Raw genomic sequence first — 12,070 nt, 5'->3', positions numbered from 1 at the left:
GTTGCAAATTTCTGCTCTTGGCCGAACTGAGCCACTGATCCGCACACCTGCGCAAGCCTAGCTCATCGATCAGAGTATCGCCGCAACGTAGGCAATTACGCCCGCTGCGGGGACAAAGAGCAGTTGCGCCAACAGAGTACCTGCCAGCCGACTTCCGACCAGACAAACCACGGCCTTCCTGAATTGCGACTGGGTAACCTTCCCCTCGACGACATCATCGGTCATCGCAGACATATATGGGTCGATGAACAGCGCCATCGCGATGGTCGCACCTCCATTGATGATCGACGACAACGTACTTGAGGTGACCCTCACGTTCGGATCGAGATAACCTGCGTATAACGACGCAAAAACCCCGACAGTCCACAGTGCGACAGAGATGATGTTGAGGCAGATCACCGACGGTGCTATACCGTGCCCCCGGTGCGCAGCGACGATGTTCGCCTTCGCTGGCACCGTGGCCGCGTCTTTGATATAGCTGATGCCTCCCTTGAAGAATCCATGCAGGATTAGCTTTGGGATTGAGCGATGAGCCTGAAAGTGGAGAACAGCCCTGCTAAAGACGCGCTGAAAGGTCGGGATGAGGAAGGCGCCGAAGAGCGTCGCCAGTGCGGCGGCCATCAGTAACCATCTAAAATCCATCACCAAATTCCCGGTACTCTCCCCCATAAGGTTTGTCTCCACACGCTTGGCCAAAAATGGACCGAGGAAGGAGTTGGAAGTACGGGAAACGAGCATCATCACGCTGAACAGCGCAAAGGAGACGGCGATGCGTCCTGTGCGAACACCTGCAATTCGGATGGAATAGGCCAACGTCCCGATCAGGTGGATCACAAAAGTGAGAAAGCAGATGAAGAAGAGCTGGAGATCCATCGGTATGGCCTTCCTTTTCTTGTCTGCGGCGGCAGGTTCGTTGCGAATCTAGGACTGCTGCGGCACTTTACCAGATGCCCTCCTACGGATTCAGTCCCTAAACAGACCTGCGCTTCCGATCTAACGGCCGTTCCTGGCCGATCTCGGCCCGATAGCCGCCGCGAAACCGCGACCGTCTCTGATCGACCCGAAGCGGCCCTCTGGAATGTGTGAAAGGAGACATTCAGAAAACAAGGTATCACCAGATACTGCATGCTCGACGTATCTCTACCTGCCGGCAGGTACCTAAAATGACGCCGGAATGAAGATGCCGAGGCCTCGCCATCGATCGCACTTGAGGGAATCGTCTTGGCGGTCGCGGAGTTTTATGGGGAATACCACGCTACGGCTCGAAGGAGGCCACATGTCCCTATTCCGAAGTTTTTCACTCTCAGCTCTCGGGCTTCTCTGCTTCGTTGTATTTGGCGCGATTGGATTGGTTTGGGACTTTCGCCGACTCGTGCTCTACCATGATCCCCGTGCAGTTGCTCTCTGGGTCGGCGTTGGCCTCCTGTTTGCACTGCCATTCTGGCTGCCTCCTATCGTTGCGAGAATTTGGCCCCGCGCGATGCCAAAGACCCGGCAGTTTTGTGCCGCCGCGCTTTGCCTCCCCCCGCTTTCGGTGTTGTGGTATCTCGTCACCCTCGCGTTTTGGCCTCTCCATTCGCCACACCACCTGGCGACAAAAGGCCTGGCCATGATGTTCGTCCCTTACTGTCTTGGCCTCGCTATTCTCCTGTGGCGTGCGCCGTCGGGAAGCGAAGAAGGCTCCGCCGCTTAATTTCGGTCTGCTCGACCGTGGCCGAGCCGGCGGTCCCAAAACAAACGGGGCCGGTCACCAAGACCGGCCCCGCTTGAGTTTTGCAACAATGTCGAAGGGCCGTTTCTGGCCGAACTCGGAACTTGGAGGTCACTCGCCTGGGGCCAGTCGGCCGCCAGCGTCGTGAGCTTCCGTACCCAGGCGGTTACGGTTCTTAGCTCTCGCCCTTGGCGGTCATTCGCTGCCGAAACACAGACCTGCACAGATTCTTGCAGTTGCCCAGGGCTAACATCGAATAAACCATGAACTGTTATTAGCTCTCAATTGAGAGCAGTTCTCTTTTAAAAATTTCCTCAAGTTCACTCTCGGAAAGAATGACCTCTCTAACCTCTTGGCACATACTTTCGAACTTCACGTCTTTGAAACATGCAATGTAGTGCCTGTAGCGGCTAAACATGGCGTCAGAGTGTCGGGGATGTGTGCGATTGGCGACCATCCTCTCTTGAACCCATGGCGAGTTATCAACGGCAAATAGCCCATAGAGCCCTAGTCCGTGCTTTGCCAGAGGATGCCCGCCATGCGCCTCATCGTTTGGGCCACCGTACTTACAATGGGGCGAGTCAAAGTGTAGGGCGTATACGTTATTGCCACTCTTCTCAAGCAAGAGATACGCGCTACTCTGCGTCAGAATGACAAAGTTCTCGTACATGAAAGAATAGTCCCGGCTGAGCTGCATTTTCGATACTGAGATTTTTGGTTCTTTCTTGAACATGACTCGAACTTTCCCTGAGAGCAAAATAGGCTGTAGTTTCGGATTGTGTGCAATCTAGGCCAGCATGTCGAGTGGCGGTTCCTGGCCGAACTGAGCCACTGATCCGCGCACCAGCGCAAGCATGCTCATCGATCAGAGTATCGCTGCAACGTAGGCAAAAACGGGCCGCCCAGTGCTCCCCAAAAAACGCGTTGATCATCTTCTTACCGTCCTGGATAAGGCATACTCCGTCCTGCATCACGATACCACGCCGATATCGCGCTAGTATCCAGGCAGGGTACCCGCGGCAGTTACATGGGGTCTGTTCACATGCACGCAGCGTAACTATCTAATTCAAGTCACCGATTGACCGTTGGCGTCCACCGATTCCGACGGACCTCAAACTTCCGATGAATCGCTTCCGCCTGATCCCAACGTTGGTGACCGCCCTGATTTTTGGAGCCTGGCAGCCCGCAGCTCAAGCCTCCAACGATGGCCAACTGTGCGATGGCCCCCTCGGCCTGGTCTTATGCGGCAGCCTGATGGCAGTGCAGGCACTGACCCCAAGAAGTGCCCGCGAACTGATCCTTGACGCGGCCAGGCAGGGCGAGCTCGAACGACTGCAATGGCTGCTTCAGATGCACCCCGACGCTGCCAAGCCTTTCGACGTCCTGGCAAGCACGGTTTACTACTATCGGGACAGCAGTGGCGAACCTTCGATCCGGCCGCGGCAATTGGCCGTCGTGGCCTACCTGGCCGACCGCGCGCCGGACATCAACGAAGCGCACCCCAACACCTTGCTGCAAGAGTTGGCCGAGCGGCATTCTCTCTACAGGGACAAGCGGCTGGAGCTGGTGAAACTGCTGCTTGCGCACGGTGCATCCGCCAGGGCGGTGAACCTGACCAAGTTCGTGAAGCAGAACATCTCCGCCGGGATCCCCCCACGCCCCGAAGATGTCGATGCGCTGCAACGACTACTGGACAACGGCGCAGACCCCAATCTGCCCGACAAGGACGATACCGCCTACGGACTGCTGGTGCAGCGTGGCCAGTATCAGTTGGGAGAAACGATGCTGGCCCATGGCGCGTCGCCCGATGCATTGCCCGCGCAGGGACGGGCCGGTGTCTTGCTCCAGCTGGCGCGCAACTGCAAGCGGCAGGAGGATGCCCATCGAACCACGCAGTTCCTTGAGCGCCAATGGAAGGAATGTCAGCTAGCAAGCCAGGAGCAGGCGCGCTTTCTGGTGAGTCATGGTGCAGACATCCATGGCAGGGTGGCCCCTGGGCCGGGCTGCGCGACGCCCTATGACGAAGCGGTCCGCAACGGCAATCGGCCACTGGCTGAGGCCTTGCAAGGCCTGGGCGGGCGGCCTTGCGGCACACGCGAGCCCGGGTAGGGCGCTGGCGTGCCACAGAGCATGGAAGCCATGGCGTTCGCTTCCTGAATGGCCCACCTTGATGGCGCAGGTATCGCAAGCCGGCCCGCGCTTGATGCGGCACGCCCCGCCGCCGGATTTCGAGGACATTCGCCGGCGTGCGCCGGCATGCTGAGGCCAAGCGGGATATTGGCCCTCCGCCTGGCCTGCTGCATGATCCGGCCACGCATTTCCCGGGCCTCAACGCCTCGACCACTACTACGTCCGCTTTGCTGTACACCCGGCGCTTCGATGGCTTCTGTCTCGTGACAAGCGACAGCGACTTCACCGGGCTGGCGACCCGAATTCGGGAAGAGGGGCTGGTTGTGCTGGGCTTTGGGGAACAGAAGCCGCCGGATGGGTTCCGGAATGCCTGCAACAAGTTCGTGCTCACGGAGTTGCTGCGGCCTGCGCCGGCGGAATCCACGCCGGATGCGGCCAAGCCCGAGTCCCTAGTGGCTCCTGCATTACCACTGGCGGCTGCCGTTACCCAAGCCGCGGCGCCGAGCTTTCCGCAGGGCTTCATGCGTTCCGCGCTCGACCAGTCGTCCGACGGGAATGGCTGGGCGCATTTGGGCACCTTTGGCAGTTACCTCACGAAACTGCAGCTGGACTTTGACTCCCGGGTCTATGGGTTCAGGAAGCGATCCGATCTGGTGAGGTCGCGTCAGGACATCTTCGTGACGGAAGAGCGCGCGGTGCCCGGCCAAGCTCAGAAGCAGCTCTACCTGAAGCCCAGGTGAGGCCGCTGCGAGGACTAAATGAGAGCGAGACCCTCATACGGCAAGATGCGGCACGCGATTGCACCAGGGAAGTGTAGCCAAGCTGAAGTCTCAAGTGCGACCGGCCGCCCTTAGCCAGCCGCCGCCTGAGTGCTCGCACTATTGCCGTCTAGCCCTGATCCTCCGAGTTGCCCTTAGCTCCCGTCCGCTTTCCCGAGATGGACCTTTCTCTCTGCGTGGGCCGGGGCTACTTGCTACCGCTCGCAAGATATCGGCGAACAGCCAGAAAAATCCTGGCGTATCCGATGACAAAACCTACCGGCCCGAATACAAGGGAACCCACGACCCATAGGCTGCCATTCTTCTTCAAGCGGAAAGCGATGTGATCCAACAAGAACAAGTAGTAGCAGAAGGCGACGACACCTGCGAGCAGAACTACCCCAAGTGGGCCAAGCTGATCTGCGTCATTGGTAGATGTATAAACTGCTAGGGCAATAGATGCGAAGCAGGAAAGGCTCGTCAAGAAGCTCACATTCAGCCTCTTAAAGTAGCCAGTCAAATCGGTTTCGGCGAAGAAGAGCATATGGCAGCCAGTAACTTCTTGGTGAGGCCATCTGATGGCCGGGCCTGAGGTAGAGATTAGAACTCGGGGACGAAACCAAGCATCTTATCAGCCTTGGCTTGCATGAAAACCTTGAACGCCTGTACGTTCTTTGGAGCTGCCTGTCCAAGCACGCTCACCATCGCAACGTTTGCTCCGCGCCGAAATACGGCAATAATACCGAAGGGCCGGCCAGCGGCGGTCACATGAAAAGCCGTTACTTCTTGCTGCCATCCCTCCAACCCACTTATCGGTGTGATCTGCACCCCAGATTGAGAAGAATTCTTAGCGCCCTCAAGGGTGCCACGGACAACGTCCGCTAGAACTCGCTTGGCGATATAGGGGCTCCGTGTCACATACAGGTGTGAATTCAGCGCGAGTCCGCCATCGTTGACGTAGTCGTAGTCTAGGTGATAGGTCTGATCCTTAGTTGGCCAAAAGTCACGAAATTCCGCGCGCAGTACTCGCCCCTGCTGAAGGGCGGTCAATACTGACGCCTCGTGCTTGCGGACATACTCAAAAGCGTCGCCTTGATTGATAAGTACCGCTACCGAGGCATTCTTCGCCGCCAGTTGGGCGGCTCGGCTCTCGGCAGTAAGCATCATGGTTAACGCAACTGCCAAGGTAAAGATCACTCGAATTATTGCATTTCGCGGCCGTATCATCGTCTCTTCCTTATTGAGCTTTACATTGTATCTAACAGCCGATCCAATGCGGTCATACGTTGATGCAAAAGCGAACTTCAGCGCTGCACTCGACGCTCGGGGCACATTACCCCAGTAGAAACTGGATAGGCGCAGCGAAAACGGATCGGCTAGGCGGTGTGCACAGACGCAAGGAATGCAACAAAGGAATCCGCAACTCTTTCCGTGCGCACGTCCCGAAGTTCACGTTCATGGTTCCACATGTTTGCTTCACCCTGAAGAGGGGTGCATCAGCACGGGAGATCTGCATTATGCTGAAGTCTTCATATTTCGCCTATACCAATATGGCTACCCCCAAACTCGTGGCCAAAATCGAAGCTGAAGAGCCGGCGCTGCGGCTTGCCGTCCTAATCGACGCTGACAACGCGCAAGCTGCGGTCATCGAGGGCATTCTCGGGGAAGTGGCAAGATTCGGGGAGGCAACTGTGAAGCGCATCTATGGTGACTTCACGTCGCCGAACAGCGCCTCCTGGAAGAAGGTCCTCCAGAAGTACGCCATCAAGCCAGTTCAGCAGTTCGCATACACCACCGGCAAGAACGCAACGGACTGCACTCTCATCATTGACGCGATGGATTTGCTGTACACCCGGCGCTTCGATGGCTTCTGTCTCGTGACAAGCGACAGTGACTTCACCGGGCTGGCGACCCGGATTCGGGAAGAGGGGCTGGTTGTGCTGGGCTTTGGGGAACAGAAGACGCCGGATGCGTTCCGGAATGCCTGCAACAAGTTCGTGCTCACGGAGTTGCTGCGGCTCGCACCGGCGGAAACCGTCCCGGCTGCGGCCAGGCCTGAGCCCCTAGTGGCTCCTGCACTACCACTGGCGGCTGCCGTTACCCATGCCGTGGCGCCTAGCTTCCCGGAGGACTTCATGCTTTCCGCGCTCGACCAGTCGTCCGACGAGAATGGCTGGGCGCATTTGGGCACCTTTGGCAGTTACCTCACGAAACTGCAGCCGGACTTTGACTCCCGGGTCTATGGGTTCAGGAAGCTATCCGACCTGGTGAGGTCGCGCCAGGACATCTTCGTGACGGAAGAGCGCGCCGTGCCCGGCCAAGCTCAGAAGCAGCTCTACCTGAAGCCCAGGTGAGGCCGCAGCGAGGACTAAATGAGAGAACGAGACCCTCATACGGCAAGACGCGGCACGCGATAGTGCACCAGGGAAGTTGAAGTCTCAAGTGCGACCGGCCGCCCTTAGCCGGCCGCAGCGATCCAAGGCTATCTGACTGCAGCCGGCGTCGGCAACCGGCCGAGGCTGTGTGAAAACGCCCAAGTACCCGGTTTTCGGGGGGGCGCTTTACCCTTCCCGAACCGCTTCCAAGCCAATACGCGACGATCTGACCGGTCGAGTTCGTCGGCTGGCACGTTCGGCGCGAGTTTTCACACAGCTTCGACCCGGAGCGGACATTGCACGTTTTCGGTGCGCCGATCGATTAAAATGAATTTCGGCATCTGTTCTCTCCGAAACAACAGAGGTTCTAAGCTCATGGTTAGCGAACGGGATTACCAGCGGACCGTGGAAGTCGGCCAGCGCAACCAGGAAGTTAAGGTTCTTATCCAGAACTGGTGTGGCCACGCGAGGATCGAAAAAATCGGTGGTACTGGGATGATCGAGGCCGCTACCGGTTTCCCGATCGGCCATCACTCAATGGCCTGTGACCACGCCCCTGCTGGCGGGTTCGCAACTTGGCATCTTGAGGAGGCGGCGCTCGCGTTCTATGATCGAAATTGCTTAAATTGCACGGTCCGTCAACCGTTGCGTTTCCCCAATCTTGTGGAGCTCGTGGGCCGTCGAGACCGGCAGGTGGCTGCCAGGGTCGCCGATCAAGAGCGGCAGGAAAAAAAGCTTCGCGACGAATTCGATTTCCGCCAGAAAGTGCGCGCTACACTTCAGGCCAATGCCGCAGTACCCGTTGCTACCTTGATTGATGACCTGCAGGCATTGGATCAAACTCGTACGGAGTCAGCGTCCGAGAAGATCATTGCAACTGCCCATCTCGCGCCCGAGGTGTTTACCGATGACGTTGTCGACCACCTCTTCTATCTGATTGAATCGAACGAGGCGTGGGTGGTTGAAACGGCATTGAGCTGTCTGCGGATAGTATCCCAGGACCACAAGCGGCTCGTTTCTTGCGCGATGCAATGTCTCTCGAGGGAATGCAATATCGAGACTGCAGCGGAAGTCATGCTGGCACACCTTGACTTGGTTGATGCCTCCCAAGTGAAAACGGCCGTTAAGAGCTTGTGCTTGCTGGCTGCGCCGCCGCGTAGCGACTTTGATTTTTCCGAACCCGAGAAGCGCCCCGAGGCGCTGCAGGCTTTGGTGTCTAGATTTCCCGAGGCTGTGGAAAAGGCGCTAGATAGTCCGGTTGCTAGTCACTCGGGTTTCATTGTCAAGGCTGCGGCGAGAGCGATTCCGCTCGCGTATGGTGGCAATGCCTATCCATTGAGTTTGGTTCGCAGCCTTGCTGCAAAACTCGCTCGAGTCGATTCCTTAGTCGATATCGAGTCGGACTCGGAAATGCGCAATGTCGTGCACGAGCTGGAGCGGGCGCTCGTCTATGCCATGCTGGCAGACGATCAGCAGGTCGACATATTGCTCGTAAATTACTATCAAGGAGCTTCCTCTGCTGGCGAAGGGCGGATCGCCGGCGTTTACTCCACTTTGCTGAGATTGCCAGGCAGTCGCTTTGAATCTGTCGACGTGATTCCCAATCTCAGGCCTTACGGAACAGCGCTACGCCGCCTCTTGACGTGGGTTGCAGCGACGCAGAATCAAGATGTGATGCAGGAGATTCACGAAGCCTTGCGGCACTTTCCGGAGCAGCTTACTCAGGTCGCATGCGATCAAATGGAACTCCTGCTGGGAACGGCTGCGTTGTTGGATCAGGCGCTCGCGGACGTCACTAATTCGCCGGTGCAGGTGTCTTCTGACGAAGCGAGCGCTTTCCTTGCGCAAATGGACCACCGCAACAGACGGCAGCAATTGGCTGGTCTGCGTGCTGCCATTCTGGAATGGGCGAGTAGCGCGGCGGCCGAAAGTACCACTGCTGCGGGGAAATTCATTGACTTCATCGCTAGCGACGTACAGTGGCCGGAGCAGTTCCGCAGCGCTCTCATCAAGGCTTTGCCGCCGTTGATGCACACAGCGGCATCGACGAATGCCGTACTCCCGTTTCTGTATGGCGCAATGGTCGGGGAGTCCGCGTTGGTGAGGATGGCGGCCGCGCAGGCATTGCGGGAGTTACGTCGCTCGCGCGTGACCGACCTTCCTTCCCTTGTGCATGACGCATTTCTGTTGCTGTTGTCTGACCCGATCATCGGTGTTCATCAGTCTGCCGTCGAGGCACTCGAGCGTATTTCCTTTCCAGAGGAATACGAAGATCGAATTACCGAGCGGGTGATGGCGATTTTCAGGGCGTATGCTCAAGGCGACCGCGAACATGATTCGTTTCTTGTGACTTGTATCGAGTTGCTAGTGAGTCGCTTGCATGAGAGGCCACGCTTTGCTGGTGTATGGGGGCCCGTCTTTGTTGCAGTATTGATGAAGGTCGACGTAGCGATCGTGCTACAACACGGCCGCTCGTGGATGTTGACGCGGCTTGTACCCATAAAAGGCTTTCCCGATCTGCTTCTGAAGCTCTTGCGGTCGGAGGAGCGTCATGAAACCTATGACGATCAATTGGTCTCGTTGCTGCGTGAACTTCCTAAAGACTATTTGCTCGGTATGCAGGCGAGCCTAGTAACCTTGTGCGAGCAACGCCCCGATGATTGGATGTTGACCGCAGCCTGCATCGAGGTTTTCAGCGTAGTCGGTGTGTGGGATATTGCCGCGAAGATTGCGGGCCATTCGCATGACATATTGCCTGATTCAACGCGGATGCTGGTGCGTAAGCAATACGCGCAGTTATCGGTGCTTGGGATAGAGTTCGAGCGACACCTAGCGGTAGGAAACCATGCGGATGCTCTCGAATGTGCTAGCCAATGGCGGCAGATCTTTGAAGACGTGAAACGCGGCAGAGGCAATGAATGAGACAAAATCTAGTCCGCCCCGACGTGCGTTCGCCACGTTTGAACGCTGTGGAAGCGTTGCTGGGGTTCCCGGAGAAGACACACACGGAAGATCTGAGTGCACTGGCCGGCGAGCTGGACTCGATTTCGGCGTCATTTGCTCATCCAGTCGCCGCTGTCGCATACGCTGCATTTGCGGGGCTGGTGCGCATTTCGGCGACTCTAGCCCAATGGCACGATGCCGTTTTGACGGCGCTCCCGGACGCTGACCGCTTTTTACGAAGCGCGAAGGCGCGCTACCAACTTTGGCTGAAGGAATATGAGAGCCAGGTGGCGGCTGCCAGTATGGTCCAAGCCAGCAAAGCATTGCCTGATGTATCTTGCTTGGACGATGCCGTGAAGCTTCTCAATGCAGTCGGTGCTGTACCGCTGCCGCTAGGCATGTTTGCCCAAGACATCCCTTTTACAAGGAAGATGCACGGCCCGCACTTCGACGAGCGGACTGGGGCTGAACCGCTCCCGCTCACGGTAGCATTTCTGAAGTTCAAAATCGACTTGATCGACGCGCAGCACACCCACCAGCTTACGCCTGGAGAAGTTCACGATCTGGAGTTGGAAGTCCGCGTCACGCGGTGGCCAGAGGAGCATAGTGAATTGCAACTTACGCCGGTTTCTGTGGAGCCCGCCTCAACGTACGAGTTTCCGAGCTTTCGTTTTTCCCGTCCGGCTGGTGATCCGCCGTACGTCTTACATCAGCGAGGTCGCGCCATTTTGAAGGTGTCGCAAGGCCTCCATGCGAGGCCGTTCGAATTCAAATATACGGCCGAGTTTTTTCCACCCAAATCGGAGCAGCCAGTTGCGATTGTGGGACATCGTACACTGCTAATTGATGGCACAGATCCGTCGCGTTCCTTGTGCGGCTATCCTGCAATGGACAGGCGCCTCATCGAGTTTCGCGAAGCATTACGCAGAGTGCCGGGCATTGCGCAGCCGGAGTTGCTTGACCTGCTAACAATCCTGGCGGCGCTGTTCAATCTTGCTGGCAGTGCGGTTCAAGACGCGCTGTTTCCGGGCACGCGGTCTGAGGCGGAGTTCCAACAGGATGTTCGTGCTGCGTTGCGACGCAGCCCATCCATTGGGATCGAACTGGACGAACATGCCAACGCAGCGGGTGGTGCCACCGACCTATCGTTCCGTGGAATCCCTATCGAGTTGAAGGTTGGGAAATCGGCACTTTTCGCTCTAGAGGATGGCCGGCGCTTTACTAATCAGACAGCATCCTATGCAGTGGCGAAAGGTAGAAAGACTGCGGTGCTCTGCGTGCTGGATTGCAGCCCAAAGAATGGGCCGCCGCGTGACCCCGCGCAGTTGGTGGGCCTTCAATCCCTGGAAAATGGTGTCCAGGTCTGCATACTGATCATCCAAGGAAATTTGCAGAAGCCGAGCGCGCTCTCGCGCGGTTCCGTGTGCCAATAAGATGGAGAGTCAGAAAGCAGGACAGAGCGCGCCGGTCACCGTTGGCACAAACCACAGTCACGCAGTCATCACCGGCGCCCCGGCCGCGACAGCAAACTGCAAAGGCAAATGTTCGCGAATAACCGGGGCCCACTGGCGCCAACTGAAGAAGGCGCTCGGGTGACGGATAAAGAGTAGCTTCAGCGCGCGGCCATCGTCTGCGATAGTAACCAAGCGCGGCCGCGTCCGCCCGACCTTCGCCGGCAAGCGGTTTTGCTCGAAGGATGCCCCGCGGAGCTTGATGGCTTCCACCAGCGCATCGACCTTCTTGGCTTCGAGCCCATAGACAATGGCTTGGTCGATCGCCATCAGGCGGGACAGGTCCAAGAACTCCTGCCAGCCGTTCTGATATTGGGCGTAGGTCGGTCGTTTCTTGATGGACTTGAGTGGCTGCAGCACTAGGTTGTGGTAAGCCACCGTTGACCAGAGCACACGCTTTTGCTCCTCACTTGGCTCGGACGCGCTATAGATAGCCCGCTCGATGTTGCGCACGTAAGGGGAGTCGCGGCAATAGTTCAGGGCATGCCGGTAGTGCGTTTCCCGCAGGCCATCGGCTTGCTTGTAACGCTCATCGAATCCCTCGCCCCAGTTGTAGACGCTCTCGCCGACCACCATGGTCCGCACCGACGAGGTTGAGAACTTTGACCCAACCCAAGGCCACCAGGGCAGGCTGGGGCGGGC

At 57.6% G+C, this 12,070-nt stretch carries 9 protein-coding genes; 5 read left to right on the top strand and 4 right to left on the bottom strand.

Going from position 1 to position 12,070, the window contains the following annotated elements:
- Positions 1-69: 69 nt before the first annotated feature.
- Both ACX12D_RS15445 and ACX12D_RS15440 read right to left on the bottom strand, forming a co-directional pair.
- The gene (locus ACX12D_RS15445; RefSeq protein ID WP_459371794.1) at positions 70-873 is read right to left on the bottom strand and encodes a lipid II flippase Amj family protein; all 804 of its coding nucleotides are present in this window, start codon (positions 871-873) and stop codon (positions 70-72) included.
- A gap of 1,112 nt (positions 874-1,985) precedes the next feature.
- Positions 1,986-2,444 (bottom strand): hypothetical protein, encoded by a 459-nt coding sequence (locus ACX12D_RS15440; RefSeq protein ID WP_459371793.1) that lies wholly within the window; start codon positions 2,442-2,444, stop codon positions 1,986-1,988.
- 389 nt (positions 2,445-2,833) lie between these two features.
- Between ACX12D_RS15440 and ACX12D_RS15435 the strand changes: the two genes are divergently transcribed.
- Both ACX12D_RS15435 and ACX12D_RS15430 read left to right on the top strand, forming a co-directional pair.
- On the top strand, positions 2,834-3,820 hold the full coding sequence (locus ACX12D_RS15435) for a hypothetical protein (RefSeq protein WP_459371792.1): 987 nt from the start codon (positions 2,834-2,836) through the stop codon (positions 3,818-3,820).
- A gap of 137 nt (positions 3,821-3,957) precedes the next feature.
- Entirely contained in the window at positions 3,958-4,581 is a 624-nt protein-coding gene (locus tag ACX12D_RS15430) for an OST-HTH/LOTUS domain-containing protein (RefSeq protein WP_459371791.1), read from the top strand.
- A gap of 618 nt (positions 4,582-5,199) precedes the next feature.
- Here the strand turns inward: ACX12D_RS15430 and ACX12D_RS15425 are convergent.
- Positions 5,200-5,796: a hypothetical protein gene (locus ACX12D_RS15425; RefSeq protein WP_459371790.1), complete on the bottom strand. Its 597-nt coding sequence runs from the start codon at positions 5,794-5,796 to the stop codon at positions 5,200-5,202.
- 320 nt (positions 5,797-6,116) lie between these two features.
- Between ACX12D_RS15425 and ACX12D_RS15420 the strand changes: the two genes are divergently transcribed.
- The 3 genes from ACX12D_RS15420 to ACX12D_RS15410 all read left to right on the top strand — a co-directional run bounded on the left by ACX12D_RS15420 (position 6,117) and on the right by ACX12D_RS15410 (position 11,350).
- Positions 6,117-6,953, top strand: coding sequence for an NYN domain-containing protein (locus ACX12D_RS15420; RefSeq protein ID WP_459371789.1), 837 nt, complete (start codon positions 6,117-6,119; stop codon positions 6,951-6,953).
- A 426-nt stretch (positions 6,954-7,379) separates the two neighbouring features.
- On the top strand, positions 7,380-9,896 hold the full coding sequence (locus tag ACX12D_RS15415; protein ID WP_459371788.1) for a hypothetical protein: 2,517 nt from the start codon (positions 7,380-7,382) through the stop codon (positions 9,894-9,896).
- A complete protein-coding gene (locus ACX12D_RS15410) occupies positions 9,893-11,350 on the top strand; it encodes a hypothetical protein (protein WP_459371787.1) in 1,458 nt (485 codons plus the stop codon). Before ACX12D_RS15415 ends, ACX12D_RS15410 begins: the two co-directional genes overlap by 4 nt.
- A 57-nt stretch (positions 11,351-11,407) precedes the next feature.
- Here the strand turns inward: ACX12D_RS15410 and ACX12D_RS15405 are convergent, their stop codons facing one another.
- On the bottom strand, positions 11,408-12,004 hold the full coding sequence (locus tag ACX12D_RS15405; protein ID WP_459371786.1) for a hypothetical protein: 597 nt from the start codon (positions 12,002-12,004) through the stop codon (positions 11,408-11,410).
- Positions 12,005-12,070: the final 66 nt, after the last annotated feature.

The organism is Cupriavidus sp. PET2-C1, assembly GCF_054515855.1.
Note: the sequence above shows the minus strand (reverse complement) of the source record. Positions and strands in the feature narration are given on the sequence as shown.

What these genes read in the sequence shown, in the direction of transcription:
- ACX12D_RS15420 (WP_459371789.1), top strand. Translation starts at nt 6,117, where the DNA reads ATGCTGAAGTCTTCATATTTCGCCTATACCAATATGGCTACCCCCAAA.
- ACX12D_RS15410 (WP_459371787.1), top strand. Translation starts at nt 9,893, where the DNA reads ATGAGACAAAATCTAGTCCGCCCCGACGTGCGTTCGCCACGTTTGAAC.
- ACX12D_RS15440 (WP_459371793.1), bottom strand. Translation starts at nt 2,444, where the DNA reads ATGTTCAAGAAAGAACCAAAAATCTCAGTATCGAAAATGCAGCTCAGC.
- ACX12D_RS15405 (WP_459371786.1), bottom strand. Translation starts at nt 12,004, where the DNA reads ATGGTGGTCGGCGAGAGCGTCTACAACTGGGGCGAGGGATTCGATGAG.
- ACX12D_RS15435 (WP_459371792.1), top strand. Translation starts at nt 2,834, where the DNA reads ATGAATCGCTTCCGCCTGATCCCAACGTTGGTGACCGCCCTGATTTTT.
- ACX12D_RS15445 (WP_459371794.1), bottom strand. Translation starts at nt 873, where the DNA reads ATGGATCTCCAGCTCTTCTTCATCTGCTTTCTCACTTTTGTGATCCAC.